At 64.7% G+C, this 18,764-nt stretch carries 16 protein-coding genes and 1 pseudogene; 12 read left to right on the top strand and 5 right to left on the bottom strand.

The features are described from left to right. Nucleotides 1–194: pseudogene (locus tag GKC28_RS22015) on the top strand (transposase); the annotation flags it as partial. 38 nt (nt 195–232) lie between these two features. On the opposite strand, the gene mobC reads toward GKC28_RS22015, so the two are convergent. Continuing rightward, nucleotides 233–592 carry a plasmid mobilization relaxosome protein MobC gene (mobC, locus tag GKC28_RS26555; RefSeq protein WP_254604354.1) on the bottom strand — a complete coding sequence of 120 codons (360 nt, stop codon included), beginning with the start codon at nt 590–592 and terminating at the stop codon, nt 233–235. A 423-nt stretch (nt 593–1,015) separates the two neighbouring features. Between mobC and GKC28_RS26935 the strand changes: the two genes are divergently transcribed. Further along, a complete protein-coding gene (locus GKC28_RS26935) occupies nt 1,016–1,174 on the top strand; it encodes a hypothetical protein (RefSeq protein ID WP_368041158.1) in 159 nt (52 codons plus the stop codon). 222 nt (nt 1,175–1,396) lie between these two features. Here GKC28_RS26935 and GKC28_RS22005 read toward each other — a convergent pair whose 3' ends face one another. Next, entirely contained in the window at nt 1,397–2,425 is a 1,029-nt protein-coding gene (locus tag GKC28_RS22005; RefSeq protein ID WP_174149133.1) for an IS110 family transposase, read from the bottom strand. 1,018 nt (nt 2,426–3,443) lie between these two features. Between GKC28_RS22005 and GKC28_RS22000 the strand changes: the two genes are divergently transcribed. The 10 genes from GKC28_RS22000 (at nt 3,444) to rsgA (ending at nt 15,055) form a co-directional block, all read left to right on the top strand. Continuing rightward, the gene (locus GKC28_RS22000; protein WP_174149132.1) at nt 3,444–4,235 is read left to right on the top strand and encodes a cyclase family protein; all 792 of its coding nucleotides are present in this window, start codon (nt 3,444–3,446) and stop codon (nt 4,233–4,235) included. 93 nt (nt 4,236–4,328) lie between these two features. After that, complete coding sequence (locus GKC28_RS21995) at nt 4,329–4,832, top strand: MarR family winged helix-turn-helix transcriptional regulator (protein WP_174149131.1); 504 nt, start codon at nt 4,329–4,331, stop codon at nt 4,830–4,832. Nucleotides 4,833–4,871: 39 nt separating this feature from the next. Beyond that, nucleotides 4,872–7,037 carry an indolepyruvate ferredoxin oxidoreductase subunit alpha gene (locus tag GKC28_RS21990; protein WP_174149130.1) on the top strand — a complete coding sequence of 722 codons (2,166 nt, stop codon included), beginning with the start codon at nt 4,872–4,874 and terminating at the stop codon, nt 7,035–7,037. Next, nucleotides 7,034–8,575, top strand: a complete 1,542-nt coding sequence (locus tag GKC28_RS21985) for an indolepyruvate oxidoreductase subunit beta family protein (protein WP_174149129.1) — start codon at nt 7,034–7,036, stop codon at nt 8,573–8,575. The genes GKC28_RS21990 and GKC28_RS21985 overlap by 4 nt, the downstream gene beginning before the upstream one ends. A gap of 368 nt (nt 8,576–8,943) precedes the next feature. Continuing rightward, entirely contained in the window at nt 8,944–9,912 is a 969-nt protein-coding gene (dctP, locus tag GKC28_RS21980) for a TRAP transporter substrate-binding protein DctP (protein ID WP_174149128.1), read from the top strand. 40 nt (nt 9,913–9,952) lie between these two features. Continuing rightward, nucleotides 9,953–10,453, top strand: coding sequence for a TRAP transporter small permease (locus GKC28_RS21975; protein WP_174149127.1), 501 nt, complete (start codon nt 9,953–9,955; stop codon nt 10,451–10,453). Nucleotides 10,454–10,464: 11 nt separating this feature from the next. Beyond that, nucleotides 10,465–11,781 (top strand): TRAP transporter large permease, encoded by a 1,317-nt coding sequence (locus GKC28_RS21970; RefSeq protein ID WP_174149126.1) that lies wholly within the window; start codon nt 10,465–10,467, stop codon nt 11,779–11,781. Between the two features lie 895 nt (nt 11,782–12,676). Continuing rightward, nucleotides 12,677–12,967, top strand: coding sequence for a hypothetical protein (locus GKC28_RS21965; RefSeq protein WP_174149125.1), 291 nt, complete (start codon nt 12,677–12,679; stop codon nt 12,965–12,967). Nucleotides 12,968–13,146: 179 nt separating this feature from the next. Continuing rightward, nucleotides 13,147–13,722, top strand: coding sequence for an exopolysaccharide biosynthesis protein (locus GKC28_RS21960; protein ID WP_174149135.1), 576 nt, complete (start codon nt 13,147–13,149; stop codon nt 13,720–13,722). 256 nt (nt 13,723–13,978) lie between these two features. Beyond that, nucleotides 13,979–15,055 carry a ribosome small subunit-dependent GTPase A gene (gene rsgA, locus GKC28_RS21955; RefSeq protein WP_174149124.1) on the top strand — a complete coding sequence of 359 codons (1,077 nt, stop codon included), beginning with the start codon at nt 13,979–13,981 and terminating at the stop codon, nt 15,053–15,055. A gap of 51 nt (nt 15,056–15,106) precedes the next feature. Here rsgA and lpdA read toward each other — a convergent pair whose 3' ends face one another. From lpdA to GKC28_RS21940, 3 genes are read right to left on the bottom strand one after another with little or no spacing between them, the layout of a single operon-like run. Continuing rightward, nucleotides 15,107–16,465, bottom strand: a complete 1,359-nt coding sequence (lpdA, locus tag GKC28_RS21950; RefSeq protein WP_174149123.1) for a dihydrolipoyl dehydrogenase — start codon at nt 16,463–16,465, stop codon at nt 15,107–15,109. Further along, complete coding sequence (locus GKC28_RS21945) at nt 16,466–17,746, bottom strand: dihydrolipoamide acetyltransferase family protein (protein ID WP_174149122.1); 1,281 nt, start codon at nt 17,744–17,746, stop codon at nt 16,466–16,468. Between the two features lie 3 nt (nt 17,747–17,749). After that, nucleotides 17,750–18,763: an alpha-ketoacid dehydrogenase subunit beta gene (locus tag GKC28_RS21940; RefSeq protein ID WP_174149121.1), complete on the bottom strand. Its 1,014-nt coding sequence runs from the start codon at nt 18,761–18,763 to the stop codon at nt 17,750–17,752. Between the last annotated feature and the right edge of the window lies 1 nt (nt 18,764).

The raw sequence follows: 18,764 nt of genomic DNA, 5'->3' as shown, positions 1-18,764 counted from the left end.
GTGGTATGAACACCAAACTGCACGCCATCTGCGACAGCCAGGGGCGCCCGCTCGACCTGTTCGTTACCGCCGGTCAGGTGAGCGACTACATCGGCGCGCGGGCGTTGCTTTGCGGCCTGCCAAACGTCAAATGGCTGCTCGGGGATCGCGGCTCTGACGCTGACTGGTTCCGAGACGCGTTGCAAGACAAAGGGACAGCAGTCCTGAAACCCGTAGGTGTCCTTGAAGTCGCTCAATCCGCCAGCTCCTCTTCCTCGAGGCCAAGCTGAAACACCAGCCGCCCCCGGGCGAAGTCACGCACCTGCTGCCGAAGTTCCGCCACCTCACGGCGCAGCTGCGCCATTTCATTCCGGGCTGGGGCGTAGCTGTCCCCGGTAAAGACCCCGCGGTTCATCGCATACGCGATCTGGTTCACGTTCGTGGACAGGCCATGTATCTGCCGCAGCCCTGCCATGAACCGGCGACGGTCGCGTGCCGTCGGCTGAGGGGCCGCACGGAGCCGCGCCGTCAGCAGATTGGCCGCCAAGGTTGACGGTGTTACCCCGGCCCGATCTGCTTCCTTCGACAGAGTGTCGCGGGCATCAGAGGCCAAGCGGACTGTGACCTTGCCCTCGCGGCGGGACCGAGAGGATGGCCGCTGAGGCTCAGCCGGACTCTCCTCTTCTCCCAGAACAATATCAATCAGCTGACCCAGAAAAGCCGAAACGGTTTGTCCCTTGGCCGCAGCAAAAGCTTCAAGCTTGGCGTGCCGGTATGGGGGCAAATAAGTCTTCGCTTGTTTCTTATGGGTCGGCATTTCAAATCCGAAGTAGTCTACCTGCTGGCGAATGGCCTATCCTGCATTAGCCCTATAGGAAAGAATATTTGTGGTCCGGGACCACACTTTGCGCGGCACACTCTGTTCCGGGACAGGCTGGATCTCACCGCCCTGAGGACGGTGAGGTGCTTCTAACGGGAGTTCATCCTCCGGCCGCATTCCCGGAGGAAATGTGGTCCCGGACCACGCAGTTACCGGGTGCAACGGCATTTCCACGCGATCCGCAGGCGCTACTGGGGCTGCCGGTTCTGGGGCCGCGGGTATTTTTCAACCACCAACGGCGCCATCACCGAAGACATCGTACTTCTTTGGTTGCCGCCCATGATGCAAGAAGTTTCAAACCTTGCCGGTGAGTGATCGAATGCGTTCTTCTTTCAGGCCCCGATGTGCGGCGCTTTTCAAAAGCCGCGGGCCGGCATGGAGATCAGCGGATCAGGTCCAAATCTTCAGTACGAGCTTGCTGCTCCAAGTACGAATATGGTTTTCCCGGTCCGGATCTGTTCGATCATTGCGCCCATTCAGGTCGTTGCTTTCTTACACTCCCCTTCGCACCGGAGCTGGCTGTTCACCCCATGATGATCATGCCGCAACTGCCAACCCCGGATCCCTGTAATCCTCTTCTTTCGTCAACATCGCCCAGATCTGTCGCGCCATCTTGTTGGCCAGCGCAATCCCCACCAGCATCTTCGGCTCGCGCGCGAGCATCCTTCCGAGCCAGCTTTCGGCCGGCACTTTCCTACCCGCACGCCCCACGATCCGGGACATTGCCCCGATGATCAGGAGCCGCCGGATATCGGATTGGCCAGCTTTTGAAATTCGCCCAAGGCGCGCCTTCCCACCCGAGGAGTGCTGACAAGGGACGAGCCCCAGCCAGGCCGCGAAGTCCCGTCCGCATTTGAACTCCGCCATGTCAGGCGCGAAGGCCTCGACCGCCAGCGCCGTCATGGGACCGGCCCCGGGCATGGTCTGGAGGCGGCGCGCCGTCTCCGTCTGCGCGGCCAGCGCCTTCAGTGCTGCAGTCCTCCCGGTGATACTTTCCGTCATCTCGGCAATCTGTTTCAGCAGATCCTCGCATTCCGTGACCACCTGCCCGGGAAGACCGCAGCCAGGATCTTCCAGCAGGGTGGCGATCCGCTTCAGGTGGACAAGGCCGACTGGAAACACATGGCCATATTCATAGAGCACTGACCGCAACGCATTCACCAGGTCGGTCCGCTGACGGACAAGGCGTTCGCGACCTCGAAACAGCATGGCCCTGACCTGCTGTTCCTCTGTTTTCGGGGTCACGAAGCGCATCTCGGGCTGGCGCGCTGCGATCACGATCGCCTCGGCATCGGCCATGTCGTTTTTCTGGCGCTTCACGAAGGGGCGAACGTATTGCGGCGCAATCAGCTTCACCTCGTGGCCGAGCAACGCCATCTCGCGCGTCCAGTAGTTTGCACTGCCGCAGGCCTCGAATACGACAAGGCATGCGGGCTGCTCAGACATGAATTTCCGAAATTGTGTCCGCGTGATTTTCTTGCGGAACTTCACGTGCCCCGTCAGCGAGGCACCGTGTATCTGGAAAACACTCTTCGCCAGATCCACCCCGATCATAAGATCACCCATCTCGCTTTCCTCCTCGTTGTGTGGCGTTCAACATCACCACATATGGCACATCGCGATGCCGTCAGGGGGGAGGGCGGCAACCATTCCATCTTCAGTACCTGGAAAATCACATTGCCGATCCTACCGGCGCCAGCCGGTAGTCGCTCAGTCGGCCTCCGCGGAAGTGGGAAAATCGCGGACCAGTTCAAGTCACTGTTCATGGAGCGAAAGCTTTTAGCTGCCCACGGCCAGATTGACACGATCTTCCGCCCCTGCCGCTGTCACTTATTCGTTCTAGCCTCCGCCACGCCAAAACTGATGCGTTCGGTCTGCGGGACGGATATTCAGCCGAACTTTCGGCCTAAATGCGCGATCTATCCCATACTGCAAACCAAGTCCTTTTTTTGGCAATGCCGTTGGACCACTACGTGACAGATCGTAAGGCGTGCAGGCAAAGCCTTGGACAGATGTCAGCGCAAGAGCAAACGCAACAGCCTCATAAAACTGCATGCGTATACATGTAATAACTCTTTGACAGGAATATACTCGAAAGGAGAGGCGCTCGCCCCAGGACATATCTCATTAACAGCTCTCTCTACTGCTTGCGCCGGAGATGTGTCGCGCAAACGAGATTTGCGGGCGCCGCTTCTCATTGCTTGTTTTTTGGACCACGCTTGCCTGGAAACATCACGGCAGCGCAGCTGGATACGGCGGCAAAGGCCATCGCACCAATCAAACCCGTCACAAACGACTGGCATTAAGCTAAAATAGGGCAGAAACGCCGTCACCAGGCCGCAGCGGAAATCAAGCCAAGTACACGACCCGCCTGCCCCCAAGCTCCAGCCCCTTGCGGCCTGGCGCGCTGCGCGGGCCGGAAACCCACCGCTTGCCGAAATCAAAGCGCTCGAAACGCACAAACAAGCGGCAGCGCCAGAAGCCAAGCCACTTGGAAACTTGCAAATACATGTATATCTTGTTTAGAAGTGTTTCACCGGACGCACGAAGCGGCATTCAGACCGCGCGCAACAGGAGAGAGAACATGACTGCAGCCAATGCACTGGACGGCCTGGGCGCCATGATCCTGTCGGGAAAGGTCGAAGTGGTGGACTGCTCCGGCACCTTGGGCCCCGAGACGCCGATCCTGCGCCTTCCAGAGGACTTCGCCAGGAACACGCCCAATGTCGAAATCCACAAAATCAGCGAATATGACGAAGACGGCCCGTTCTTCGCATGGAACTGGATGGTTCTGGGCGAACACTCGGGCACTCATTTCGACGCCCCGCACCACTGGATCACCGGCAAGGATTACAGCGACGGCTATACCGACACGCTGGACGTGCAGCGCCTGGTGGCGCCGGTCAACGTGATCGACTGCTCCAAGGAGAGCGCCGATAACCCGGACTTCCTGCTGACCGCAGACCTGATCAGGGCATGGGAGGCAGAGCACGGAGACATCAGCGAGGGCGAATGGGTGGTGATGCGCACCGATTGGGACAAGCGCGCGCACGACGAAGAGGCCTTCCTGAATGCGGATGACACAGGCCCGCACAGCCCCGGGCCGACCCCGGATGCGGTCGAATACCTGCTGTCGAAGAAAATCGTCGGCTGGGGCAGCCAGTGTATTGGCACCGACGCCGGCCAGGCTGGCGGCATGGAACCGCCCTACCCGGCCCACAACCTGCTGCACCGCGACAACTGCTTCGGCCTTGCCTCTCTTGCCAATCTGGACAAGCTGCCGCCCAAGGGCGCGCTGCTGATTGCGGCCCCTCTCAAGATCAAGCGCGGCACCGGCAGCCCGATCCGGGCCCTGGCCCTGGTGCCGCGGAGCTGAACCTGGCGGGCACCGCGCCCCACATGGCGCCCGGGACCGGCATCAATGGCCGGGCAGCCGACCCGGCCTGATGCCGGCAGAAAGGATGAATGCATGACGGCAGAAAAAACCGCCCCCCCGCACGCACCTGCAGAAGAGAGCAAACCCTTGCCGCGTCTGGGGGAAATCGGACTGAAAAACTTTCCGCCCTACCTGATGAACCGCATCATGGGCCGCTACAACGCGGCCCTGCGCGAGGAAATGGCCGCACATGGGCTGACCACCGCCAAGATGCGGACGCTGGCGGTTCTCTCGGTGCTGGACGGGCTGCTGATCCGGGACCTGTCCGTTTATGCTGTGGTGGAGCAATCCACCCTCAGCCGCGCCCTTGACGCGCTGGAACGCGACGGTCTGATCGAGCGCAAGACCGATCCCGACGACAACCGCGCCACCCGCATCTTCATGACCAGAAACGGCCGGGAAACCCACGATGAGCTCTGGCCGCATGTGGCAGAGGCCTGCGCGCAGATGTTCAAGGGCATCGAGCCGGACGAACAGCGCGCCTTTACTGCCACGCTGCAGAAGATCCTGCGCAACGTGCGTGTGAACCAGTTTTAACCCCGGAAACCTTTCTCTGGTAAATCCACGGAGGCGCCAATGGCCGAACGATCATTCAAGGCTGAGGTCGAACATCTGCGGAAGGGTGCAGGCAGCACCTTCACCGGCGAGGGCATTCTGGCCATCACCAAGGCGTTGCTGGAAAACGGTGTTGGCTACGTCGGCGGCTACCAGGGGGCGCCGATCTCGCATCTGATGGATGTGCTGGCCGATGCCGAGGAACTGCTGGGCGAGCTGGGCGTGCGCTACGAAGCCAATGCTTCCGAGGCCGCCGCCGCGGCAATGCTGGCAGCCTCCGTCCACTATCCGATCCGCGGCGCGGTCACTTTCAAGGGCTCGGTTGGGGTCAACGTGGCCTCGGATGCTCTGGCGAACCTCGCCTCCTCCGGCGTGACCGGCGGCGCGCTGGTGATCGTCGGCGAGGATTACGGCGAAGGCTCCTCGATCATGCAGGAGCGCTCCTATGCCTTTGCGATGAAGTCGCAGTTCTGGCTCTTGGACCCGCGCCCCAACCTGCCCGCCATCGTGAAATCGGTGGGCGACGGCTTTGCCCTGTCAGAGGCGTCGAACACGCCGGTGATGCTGATGGTGCGGATCCGCTCCTGCCACGTGACCGGCAGTTTCGAGTGCCGCGACAACCTGCGCCCGCCGCTCACCGTGCGCGACGCCCTGGTCAATCCGCAGCGCGACTTCGCCCGCGTGGTGCTGCCGCCGATGTCCTACCAGCACGAGCACGACAAGATCGAGAACCGCTGGCCCGCGGCGGAGAGATACATCCTCGACAACGGGCTGAACGAGCGCTTCGGGCCAAAGGACGGCAAGGTCGGGCTGATCTGCCTCGGCGGCATGTACAACAGAGTGATCCGCGCCCTGCAGCGGCTGGGGCTGGCCGATCTCAGCGGCAATACCGAGGTGCCGCTTTACGTGATGAACGTGGCCTACCCGCTGGTGCACAGCGACCTGCTGGACTTCTGCGACGGCAAGGACGCGGTCCTGATGGTGGAGGAAGGCCAGCCTGAGTTCATCGAGCAGCAGCTTGGCGCGATGCTCTACAAGGCGGGCAGCTCCACCAAGCTTGAAGGCAAGGGCATCTTCCCCAAGGCGGGCGAATACACCGGCCAGGTGATGATGGACGGGCTGGATGACTTCTTCCGCAAATACGCCGCGCACCTGCTGCCCGGCCAGGTGCGCGCGCCCAATGCGCCCGCGCCCGAGATCCCGTACCTCAGCCAGACCGTGCCGATCCGCCCGCCGGGGTTCTGCACCGGCTGCCCGGAGCGGCCGATCTTTGCCTCGATGAAGCTGGTCGAGCAGGAGCTGGGCAAGCACCAGATCTCCGCCGATATCGGCTGCCACCTGTTTGCCGCGCTGCCGCCGTTCGAGATCGGCGGGCAGACCATGGGCTACGGGCTGGGGCCTGCCTCCAACGCGGCCTTTGACGGCGGCGGGGAGAAGCGGGCGATCTCGATCCTGGGTGACGGCGGCTTCTGGCACAATGGCCTCAGCAGCTCGATCGGCAACATGGTGTTCAACAAGTCGGACAGCGTGGCGATCATCGTCGACAACTACTACTCGGCGGCGACCGGAGGCCAAGACATCCCGTCCAGCCGCGCAAAGAACGCCAGCAAATCGACCAACAACCCGATCACCAAGGCGCTGGAGGGCGCCGGCGTCAAATGGATCCGGCAGATCGACCGGACCTATGACGTCACCAGAATGCGCGCCACCCTCCGCGAGGCGCTGACCACCGATTACGACGGGCCCAAGGTGATCGTCGCCTCCTCGGAATGCATGCTGAACCGGCAGCGGCGGGAAAAGCCGCAGCGCAACAAGGCGATCAAGGACGGCGCGCGGGTGGAGATCCCCCGCTTCGGCGTCGATGAGGCCGTCTGCACCGGCGATCACGCCTGCATTCGTCTATCGGGCTGCCCATCGCTGTCATTGAAAAAACTGGACGACCCGCTGCGCGACGACCCGGTGGCGCATATCGACCAGACCTGCGTCGGCTGCGGCAATTGCGGCGAGGTGGCCGATGCGGCGATCCTCTGCCCCTCCTTCTACGAGGCGCGGGTGGTGCATAACCCCAGCGGCTTGGAACGCTGGGCCGCCGGATTGCGCAGCCGCGTGATCTCCTGGCTTCAAAGCCGCCGCGCCGCGCGGCGCCTGACCTTCAACGGCACCGCCACCGGGAGGACCGCATCATGACCATCGAACTGCCGGTCGCCGCCCGCCCGGCCACCCCGGGCCTGCAGGGTGTCATCAAGCTGGCCATTCTCGCCGTCGGCGGCCAGGGCGGCGGGGTGCTGACCAACTGGATCGAATCTCTCGCCCGCAGCCAAGGGTACAACGCCCAGGCCACCAGCGTGGCCGGCGTCGCCCAGCGCACCGGGGCCACCATCTATTACATCGAGATGGCGCCGGGCAGCGTGGCGGACCCGGTGTTCTCACTGGCGCCGGCCCCGGGCGACGTCGATGTGATGATCGCTGCCGAGATGATGGAAGCCGGCCGCGCCATCCTGCGCGGCTTCGTGACCCCGGACCGCACCACGCTGATCGCCTCGACCCACCGCGCGCTGGCCGTCTCCGAGAAGATGGTGCCCGGTGACGGCATCGCCAATGCCGACGAGGTGCGCGCCGCCGCGGAAACCGCGGCCAGGAAGCTGGTGATGGCCGACATGGACAGCGCCGCGGTGCGGGCGGGATCGGTGATCTCCGCCTCGCTGTTCGGCGCCCTGGCAGGCTCCGCCGCCCTGCCCTTCCCCCGGTCCGCCTTCGAAGAGGCGATCCGCGCCAGCGGCAAAGGGGTCGAGGCCAGCCTGCGGGCCTTTGCCGCCGGTTTTGACCTGGCGGAGCAAGGCGAGCGGCCGGAAGCGGCGCCCGCCATGGAGGCCCCGGCAGAGCCCCAAGGACCAGGCAAAGCCCTGCGCGCCTGGAACGCACTGGCGGCGCGGGTTTCTCAATTGCCCGCCGCGGTGCAGGAGATGGCCGTTCCGGGTTTGCGCAAGGTGGCGGATTTTCAGGACACGGCTTACGGGGCCGAATACCTGGACCGGCTGCAGGGCGTGCTGGATCGCGACAGCGCGGACCAGGGATATGAGCTTAGCCGCGAGGCGGCGAAATACATCGCCAATGCAATGGCCTATGATGACGTGATCCGTGTTGCCGACCTCAAGACCCGCAGCAGCCGCTTCGGCCGTATAGAGAGCCAGATGGGGTCGCAGGGCAAGCTGATAACTCTCACCGACTATCTGCACCCCCGCGCCGAAGAGATCGCAGGCCTGCTCCCCGCCCGCCTGGGCGCGCGGGTGGAAAGCAGCCCGAAGTGGATGGCCCGCCTCGACCGGCTGTTCAACAAGGGCCGCCGCATCCGCACGGACAGCCTGCGCGGGTTCCTGATGCTCTATCTTCTGGGCGGCTTGCGCGGCTGCCGCCGCTGCAGCCTGCGCCACGCGCAGGAGCAGGCGCATTTGGACCAATGGCTCGCCGCCGCGCTTAGCCATCTGCCGCAGAGCTATGGCATGGCGGTCGAGCTGATCCGCTGCCGCCGCCTGATCAAGGGGTATTCTGACACCCACGCCCGCGGCCATTCCAAATTCGACAAGGTGATGCGGGGCGCCCGCATGGTGGCAGCCCGCGAAGATGGCCCGCAATGGGTGGCCCGCCTGCGCGAGGCTGCCTTGCAGGACGAAACGGGGGCGGCCCTGGACGGTGCCCTCAAGACCATCCGGAGCTTCGCCGCATAGCTGGCCCGGGCCGCCCGGCGGGATCCCGGCTGCGCACCGCGGCGGCCCGGAACCCGGCCGCTCCGGCGCCGGGCAAGCAGCGCCGGGGCCGTGCATGGGCATCCCTGCGGCACCCCCGGAAAAGCCGCTTTCCGCCGTTCCGGCGCGGTGCGGATGCAGGAAAACCCGAATCACTTGGCCCGTCAGCCGCCCGAAATAGCTGCCCCTTTGGACTTTTTTATGCGTTTGCATATAAACTTACTTGAAGCTTAAAACTTCACACTTGAAGGTGAGACAGCCTGGACCTAGGCTTTTTCAAGGGCGCCCGGAAAAACAAGGGACTGCAAACCACCCGGTCTGCGCGCCGCCACACAGCCAGGGAGACCGACATGACCATTCGCACACTTGCTGCCGCCGCCCTTCTCGGGGCTACTACACTCGCCGCCGCTTCCGCTCAGGCCGGAGAGGTCACGCTGAAAGCGGTGACCGCCTTTGCCACCGGAACAACTTTTTCCCGCGATTTCGAAGCCGTCGTTGATTGGGTGAACGAAAACGGCGAGGGGGTCGTGCAGATCGACCTGCTCGGCGGCCCCGAAGCCGTGCCCCCCTTTGAACTGGGCAACGCGGTGCAGGCGGGGATCGTCGACATCGCCAACAACACCACTGCCTACTACCCGAACCTGCTGCCCGCAGGCGATGCGCTGCACCTGGCGCAGAACACCATTCAGGACCAGCGCGCCAATGGCTGCTACGAGCTGATCGACCAGATCCACCAGGATCAGATGGGTGTCAAATATCTCGCCCGCGTCGGCGATCACATGAATTATCATCTATATCTGACCAAGCCGCTGGAAGGGCCGGATCTGACAGGGCTGACCATCCGCACCACGCCGGTCTACCGCGCCATGTTCGAGAAACTGGGCGCCACCCTGGTGCGCACGGCACCGGGCGAGGTCTATACCGCGCTGGAGCGCGGGGCGATCGACGGCTACGGCTGGCCCAGCCAGGGCGTGCTGGACCTCGGCTGGCACGAGCAGACCGCCTACCGCGTTGACCCCGGCTTCTACCAGGTGGACGTGAACTTCCTGGTGAACCTCGACAGCTGGAACGGGCTCAGCGACGAGCAGCGCGCCCTGCTGGAACAAGGCGCCGCCTGGATCGAGGAGCAGAACGCCGAGAACATCGCCCGCAACGAGGCCGAGGCCAAAGCCCAGGCCGATGCCGGGATCAAGACCATCACCCTGGAGGGCGAGAACGGCAAACTGTGGAGCTCGACCGCCCAGGCCGAAGGCTGGGGCGAAGTGACGAAGACAGACCCGCAGCTGGCGCAAAAGCTGCAGGCCTGCCTGCTCAAGTGACGGGTCGGGGGCGGCCTGGCGCCGCCCCGCTTCCTCGCCCATGACCCGCTTTGACCGCAGTTTCGGCATCCTGCTCACCGGCCTGGCCGTGCTCAGCGCTGCCATCCTCGCCGCGATCACCCTGGTGATCCCGCTCAATGTCCTGTTGCGCAACCTCGGACTGCCGGTGATCTACGGCGCGCTCGACGCCATCGAATACGGGCTGATGGCGGCGGCCTTCCTCGGCGCCCCTTGGGTGCTGCGCCAGAATGCCCATGTGCAGGTCGACCTGATCACCCACGGCCTGCCGCCGCGGGCCCGCCGCAAAGTCATACTGGCAGCCTGCCTTTTGGGCGCCGCCACCTGTGCCGTCTTGGGATGGGCCGGGCTGCAGGCGCTGATGCAATCCTTCGCCCGCGGCTCCATGGTGCGCACCGCCTTCACCTTCCCGGAATGGTGGACGCTGACGGTGCTGCCGCTGTCGATGGCTCTTTGCACTCTTGAATTCCTGCGCAAGATCTTCCGCCCCGCAACGGAAGACGCGCCGCTCTCCGGCCTCTGAAAGGACTGCCGATGGATTGGATCCTCACCCTTTCGCTGATGCTGGGCGGCCTGGCCGCGCTGCTGCTGATCGGCCTGCCGGTGGCCTTTGCCTTCATCACCGTCACCATGATCGGCGCTTACGAGGTGCTTGGCGGCGACCGCGGCCTGCTGCAGCTGGCACGCAACGCAACCCAGTCGGTGGCCAATTTTCAGATGGCGCCGATCCCGCTGTTCATCCTGATGGGCGAAATCCTGTTCCAGACCGGCATCGCCCACCGCGCCATCGACGCCATCGAGCGGGTGGTCACACGGGTGCCTGGGCGGCTGTCAGTGGTCACCGTGTTCGGCGGCACCATCTTTGCCGCGCTGTCGGGCTCGACCATCGCCAATACCGCCATGCTGGGATCGACCCTGATGCCGGGAATGCTGCAGCGGGGCTATCACCCGACCATGGCGATGGGGCCGATCATGGCCTCGGGCGCCATTGCCATGCTCATCCCGCCGTCGGCGCTGGCGGTTCTGGTCGGCAGCCTGGCGGGGATTTCCATCGCAGGCCTGCTGGTGGCAGGCGTCATGCCCGCGCTGCTGCTGGCGGCGGCCTTTGTGGTCTACATCGTGACCCGCAGCCTGCTCGACCCCAAGGCGGCTCCGCCCGACGATCTGCCGCAGATGACCCTGGGACAGCGCTGGCGGCCCTTCCTGATCTATGTGGCGCCGCTGTCGGTGCTGTTCGCCGTGGTGATCGGCAGCCTGCTGCTGGGGTTCGCAACGCCAACGGAATCTGCCGCGCTCGGCTGCCTGGCCGCGCTCGCCACCGGCGCGGCCTACCGGTCGCTGTCCTTTGAAAAGGTTGGCAGGGCGCTGATGGAAACCGTGAAGCTGTCGGTGATGATTCTGTTCATCATGGCCGCCAGCCAAACCTTTGCCCAGGCGCTGTCCTTCAGCGGCGCCACCAACGGGCTGATCAAGGCGATCAACGCGGTGGATCCGACCCCCACGATGGTGCTGATCGGCATGATCGTGATCCTGCTGCTGCTCGGCTGCTTCGTCGATCAGGTCTCGATGCTGATGGTGACCGTGCCGGTGTTTGTGCCATTGGCCGCGCAGATGGGCATCAACGAGCTGGTGCTGGGCGTGGTGTATCTGCTGACCATGGAGATCGGCCTCCTGACCCCGCCCTTCGGGCTTTTGCTCTTCGTGATGCGGGGGGTCGCCCCCGAGGGCATCGGGATGAAGCATATCTATGCCGCTGTCACGCCCTTCTTGGTGATCAAGCTGGCTGTGCTGGCACTGATTGTGTGGCAGCCCGCCGTAGGTACATGGCTGCCGGGGCTGATGGCGAAATGAGATCGCGACCGCAGGCCGACACAAATGCTATGTTTGTAGACCTTGTTGGCAAGGTGGGTTCACATCATCAAGCTGGCATCTGCGATGGAGACCAGCTTCTCACAAGACTTGATGTCAGACGAGGTATGTGGGCTCAACTTCCGCAAATGGGTGCGGCCTGTCGAGCGCCTTTCGGAATCCCCTTCATGGCGCGATAAAGGGCTCAATGACAGTGGTCTGTGTCACCCCGTAATGCCAAGGTCGCGGGAGACAAATGAGAAAGTGTGGGCCGTTGTCGGGGCTGGCATGTTGATCCTGCCTGCACTAGAAATTTTCCAGAGGTCAGCGACTTCAAGAAAACCCGGCCGCTCGGCTATCCACATTTCGGATCTGTTTTCATAGGTATACAAGGTGATGTGGCCGAACATAAAAAAACGCGCGCCGGCAGCTTGCTGCGTGAGGTGTGGTAACAATCTGAGGACCGAAGGGCGAATTGGGCGCTGCTTGCCCGAACCATCAGGAAGGGCTGAGCCAAAAGCCCGCCTGTGGAGCAGTGCAAAGCGCCTCAATTTCTCTCTGGGGCCAACTCCTGTGCCCGCCTCCGCCGCAGACTGGTCCAGCTCCGGCAGCTTCAACCTGAAAGAGACCACTGAAATCCGGGAAAGCTTGGCACCGGCTCCGGCCACTTCCCAACGCAGCGGGAACTTCGCCGCACGGGAAAGTGCGTGGGGCGCTCTTGATGCCCTTGAGCGCTCGCGGCCGGGAAAGCACCCCCTGCCCCGGCCACCTTCCATCTTCCTTCCGGCGCCAATGTCGAGCAGCTGTTTGCCCTCATCGCATTGCTGAAGCTCCCCGCGGCCGCAATGACGCGATCCACCAAGGCGCCGAGGTGAAACCTGGCAACACCCCCTCGCAGATGACGCTTGCGGAAATCTACGCCCGGATCGACCGCACGTCGGGCCAGCCCCATGCCATCGGAAATTTTCAAATCATGCCTTCGCCCCTGCTCAATCCGCAGAAGCGTCACGGTCTTTCTGACGGAACCTGTTTCACAAGGGAGACGCAAAACCGTGCGGCTGCGCTACTGATCTCGGACGCCGGGTGTCAAAAGTTCGCCAGCGGCCGGGTCTCGCGTTCCGCCTTCATTGACAACCTGACGACATGCGCCTTTGCGGCCCAGCTGAAAGTGGCCCGAAAGGTCGCATAAAGCCTGGACCAGATATGGGGTGAGCTCTACAAACCGGCCGCCATGACGGTTGCCGCTGCAGCAGGAAGCGGCTAAGCAGGCACCGGCGCAGTTGGAGTTGCGAGGCGAGAGTGAAATCTGTTTCTGGATGCCCCGGTTCCACCGCCGCAACCCTGGCCAGGAAGCGGTCCTTGTCCTTCATGCTGCTGCGGGTGATCCGCGGCCACCAGAGTGACGATGACATTTCCCTTGGCGCCTTTCTGCAACAGCTTGGCGACAGGTCTTTCGGCTGGGCCATCCTGCTCTCCTGCCTGATCAACCTGCTGCCGCTGCCGCCGGGGGCAACCCTTGTCACCGCCCTGCCGCTGCTTTTCTTCTGCGCCCAGATGGGGCTTGGCTTTGCCAGTGTCCGGCTGCCGCGCAGAATCGCCCGGATCCGGATTTCCGGCGCGGCCATGCGCCGTATCGTGCTGCGCCTGCGCCCGGTGTCGCGGCGGCTGGAGCGGATTGCCCGGCCGCGCCTTGGGGCAGTGTTCCAGCCGCGGCGGGAGCAGCTGACCGGGGGCCTGCTGTTCCTGGTCGCGCTGGCGCTGTTCATTCCGCTGCCGCTCAGCGGCTGGTTTCCGGCCATCGCCCTGTTCATCACCAGCATCGGGCTGGTGGAGCGGGACGGGGTAATCGTGCTGGCAGGCGCCTGCGCCGGGCTGCTGTCGATTGCCCTGACGGTGTTTGTGGCCGCCTCGCTCCTGATCGGGGCAAACAGCCTGATGCACTGACCCGCATCCGCAGTACCTGCAGCGGACTGTACTCCTCTTGGCGGTTGTTCCCCCCGCATCTGCGGCCTATATTGCACGCACCGGAAATGGAGATTTTATGTCCTGGTAAGGATGGGAGGCAGCAAGCCTCCCGGTGCACAGCAGCCGATTGAACCGCCCTCCTCCCGCCGGAGAGCGGCTTGGCATCCGTGCACGTGCTTTCCCCTTACCCCTGCGCCCGGGCCCGGCCCGCGGCAACGACATGAAAGACATTCCAATGACACGGGACTATTCCCAGTTCTTTTCCAGCCCGCTGGACACGCAAAAACCTTCCCTCTCGCCGCTGCAGACCCTGGGCTGGCAGCCGCATTTCGCACAGCAGGTCAGCACCGAAGAGATGGCCGCCACCCCGCCCGTCCGCATCACCGCGGTGCACCGCAGCGCGCTGCACGCCGCCGGCGACGGGTTTGAAATCACCCTGCCGCCGCGCCCGGATGCAACCGTGGGCGATTGGCTGATGCTGGACCGCGCGCTGCCGCAGAACAGCCGGCTGCTCACCCGCGCCAGCCTGATCCGGCGGCGGGCGCCCGGCACCGGCCGGCAGGACCAGCTGATCGCGGCCAATATCGACACCGGTTTTGCCGTCACCTCCTGCAATCAGGATTTCAACACTGCCCGGCTGGAACGCTACCTGGCGCTGATGCTGGACGCCCAAATCACCCCGGTCATTGTGCTGACCAAGGCTGACCTGGCTGACGATCCGCAGGGTTATGTTCAGGCCGCCCGCGCCATCTCGGACAGGGCTGAGGTGGTGGCGCTGGACGCCCGCGGCAGCGAAGTGCAGACCGCGCTTGCGCCCTGGTGCAAACCAGGGCGGACAGTGGCCTTCCTCGGCTCTTCCGGGGTTGGCAAATCGACGCTGGCCAATGCGCTGCTTGGCACAAGGGCCATCGCCACACAGACGATCCGCGAGGACGACGCCAAGGGCCGCCACACCACCACGCACCGCGAGCTGCACAAGGCCCCGAACGGCTGCCTGATCCTCGACACCCCCGGCATGCGGGAGCTGCAGCTGACCGATGCGGCGGACGGCATCAGCAGCCTGTTTGCAAACATCACCGAACGCGCCGCGGGCTGCCGCTTCAGCAACTGCCGCCACGACAGCGAACCAGGCTGCGCCGTCCTGCACGCCGTCGAGCAGGGGGAGATCGAACAGGCCCAGCTGGACCGCTGGCGCAAACTGATGGCAGAGGACGCCTTCAACTCTGCCACGCTGGCCGAGCGCCGCGCCCGCGGCAAGGCCTTTGGCAAGATGGTCCGCAGCGCGGTGAGAATGAAAGACCGCAAGAGATAGGCCCAAGCACACCCCAGGGTCAGGCGCAGCCCTGCCCCTGGGACCATGGCCCTAGATATGCAGCGCCTGCCCCAATGCCCTCAGGCAGGCCTCCTGCAGGGCTTCCGACTGGGTCGGATGGGCGTGGATGGTGGCGCCGACATCCTCCAGGCAGGCGCCCATCTCGATGGCCAGCGCAAAGACGGCAGACAGTTCCGACACCCCTGCCCCGACCGCCTGCAGGCCCACCACCGCATGGTCGCTCTGGCGCCAGACCACCCTCAGGAACCCGTCCTCGCGTTCCGCCGTCAGCGCCCGCCCGTTGGCCTGCAGCGGAAACAGCGTGGCGGCGGTGCCCTCGACCTCACCCGGCAGCGCGCCGCAGGCCACCACCTCAGGATCGGTGAAGCACACCGCCGGAATCGCCCGCTTGTCCCACTGAACCGCATGGCCCGCGATATACTCGGCCACCATTTCGCCCTGCGCCATCGCGCGGTGCGCCAGCATCGGCTCGCCGGTGACGTCGCCGATTGCATAGATGCCGCGCATCGACGACTGGCAATGGCTGTCGGTTTTGACAAACGGCCCGTCCTGGGTCAGCGCCAGTTCCTCGATACCGATCCCCGCGGTGCGGGGCCGCCGCCCGACCGTCACCAGCACCTTCGCCGCCGCCACATCGCCCTGATCGGTCAGCAGCTTGCCGTTCTCATAGCCCCGCGCCCTGGTGCCGGTTTTTACCGCCACCCCCAGCGCCTCCAGCCGCGCCTCGACCGGGCGGGTCAGCTCCCTGTCATACAGCGGCAGTATACGGTCCTCCGCTTCGACCACCGTGACCCTGGCGCCGAGTTTGGCAAAGGCGGTGCCAAGCTCCAGCCCGATATAGCCGCCGCCGACCACCGCCAGGCTGTCCGGCACCTGTGTCAGCTCCATGGCCTCAGTTGAGGATAGGATGGGGCCGCCGAACGGCAGGTCCGGCAGCTCCACCGGGGCCGAGCCGGAGGCAATCACGATGTATTGCGCATGGATCACCTGGCCGTCGCCATTACCGTTCACCGACACTGTCTTGCCATCCAGAAACCGGGCCCGGCCCTGCACAAACCGCACCCCAGCCTTTTTCATCAGCGCCGACACGCCGCTGTTCAAGCGCTGCACAATGCCATCCTTCCAGGCCAGCGTCTTGGCGAAATCTATCTCAGGCGCCCCGCAGCTGATCCCCAGCGGCCCCTGCGGCGCCTGAGCGATCCGGTGAAACTCCTCCGCCGCATGGATCAGCGCCTTCGACGGGATGCAGCCCACGTTCAGGCAGGTGCCGCCCGGTTTGCCCTCATCCATCACAATCGTGTCGATGCCCAGCTGGCCTGCACGGATGGCGCAGACATAGCCGCCGGGGCCAGCGCCGATGATCAGCAGTTTGCATTTCAGATCAGACATTCAGCCCTCGACAAACAGCATCGCTGGGGTTTCCAGCAGGGATTTCAGTTTCTGCACAAAGACCGCAGCGTCCCAGCCGTCGACCACCCGGTGATCGAAGGAACAGGACAGGTTCATCATCTTGCGCGGCCGGAACTGCTGGCCGTCCCAGACCGGGCGGATCTGCATCTTGTTGACGCCGACGATGGCCACCTCCGGGTAATTCACGATCGGGGTTGTGGCGATGGCGCCCAGCGGCCCCAGCGAGGTGATGGTGATGGTGCCGCCGCTCAGCTCCTCCCGCTTGATCGAGCCGTCGCGGGCGGCCTCGGCCAGCCGCTGGATTTCCGCCGCATTGTCCCACAGGCTGCCCGCCTCGGCATGGTGCACCACCGGCACCGTCAGCCCCTGCTCCGTCTGGGTGGCGATGCCCGCATGCACGCCACCGTGGCGGTGGATCACCCCTTCCTCGTCATCGAACCGGGCATTCAGCCCGGGCTGCTCGCGCACCGCCTCGACAATGGCGCGCAGCAGGAAAGGCAGCAGCGTCAGCTTGGGGCGCTGGCCTTCGTGTTTCTTGTTCAGCGCCGCCCGCAGATCCTCCAGCGCCCCCATCTCCACCTCCTCGACGATGGTGATATGGGGGATCTGCCGTTTCGCCAGCGCCATCTTCTCGGCTATCTTGCGGCGCATGCCGACAACCCGGATCTCCTCGACTCCTGTGTTGCGGCCTCGGGTCACGCTGCCCTGCTTGATGCCGCCGGAGGCGATCCAGTTGTCCAGATCCTCATGGCTGATGCGCCCCGCAGGGCCGCTGCCGGGCACCTGCCGCAGGTTCACCCCCTCCGCCCGCGCCCGCGCCCGCACCGAGGGCGCGGCCAGCGGTTTGGCGCCTTCCGGCGGCGGCAGCCGGTGCCCGGCTTTCTTCGCGGCAGGCGCCGGGGCGGGGACCGGCTCAGGCCCTCTCTCCGGCCCTGTTTCAGCCCCCTGCTCAGGCTCCGGCGCGGCAGCTGGCGCGCTCTTCGCCGCACCGGGGTCCGGGGCGGCTGCATTGCCCGCCCCCTCGACCTCCAGCCGCAGCAGAACCCCGCCCACCGGGATCATCGCGCCGATCTCGCCGCCCAGCTCCAGCACCTTGCCGTCGGCAGAGGACGGCACCTCCACCGCCGCCTTGTCGGTCATCACCGCGGCCAGGATGTCATCCTCCCGCACCATATCGCCCAGCTTCACATGCCATTCGATCAGCTCCGCCTCGGCGACGCCCTCGCCAACATCGGGCAACCGGATTTCAAACACGCCCATGGATCAGTCCTCCATKACTTTCTTCAGCGCCTCGCCGACCCGGCCAGGCCCCGGAAAATACTCCCACTCCTGCGCATGCGGGTACGGCGTGTCCCAGCCGGTCACCCGGATCACCGGCGCCTCCAGGTGGTAGAAGCAGTGCTCCTGCACCAGCGCCATCAGCTCCGCCCCGAAGCCGGAGGTGCGGGTCGCCTCATGCACGATCACGCAGCGCCCGGTCTTCTGCACCGAGGCCACGATGGCCTCCAGGTCCAGCGGCATCAGGCTGCGCAGGTCGATCACCTCCGCATCCACTCCGGTCTCCTCAGCCGCGGCCTCGGCCACAAACACCATGGTGCCATAGGCCAGCACCGTCACCTCCGCGCCGGCGCGGCGGATGGCCGCCTTGCCCAGCGGCACAATATCTTCCCCGTCCGGCACCTCGCCCAGCGGATGGCTCTTCCAGCTCTCGACCGGCTTGTCGTGATGGCCGTCAAACGGCCCGTTATAGAGCCGCTTGGGCTCGAAAAAGATCACCGGATCCGGGTCGTCAATCGCTGCCAGCAGCAGCCCCTTGGCGTCGCGCGGATTGGAGGGCATTACCACCTTCAGCCCCGACACATGGGTGAACAGCGCCTCCGGGCTCTGGCTGTGGGTCTGGCCGCCGAAGATGCCGCCGCCGGTGGGCATGCGGATCACCAGCGGGCAGGTGAAATCGGCGTTCGAGCGGTGCCGCAGCCGCGCCGCCTCCGAGACGATCTGGTCATAGGCCGGATAGACATAATCCGCGAACTGGATCTCGATCACCGGCTTCAGCCCATAGGCCGCCATGCCGATGGCGGTGCCGACAATGCCGGATTCATTGATCGGCGCGTCAAAGCAGCGGGATTTGCCGTATTTCTCCTGCAGCCCCGCGGTGCAGCGGAACACGCCGCCGAAAAACCCCACATCCTCGCCGAAAACAACCACCCGCTCATCCGCCGCCATCGCCACGTCATGGGCCTCTCGGATGGCTTCGATCATGGTCATCCGCGCCATC

This window comes from Leisingera sp. ANG59 (assembly GCF_013317235.1).
Taxonomy (GTDB): Bacteria; Pseudomonadota; Alphaproteobacteria; order Rhodobacterales; family Rhodobacteraceae; genus Leisingera.
The sequence above is the reverse complement of the archived record's forward strand: the minus strand, read 5'-3'. Positions and strand labels throughout refer to the sequence as shown.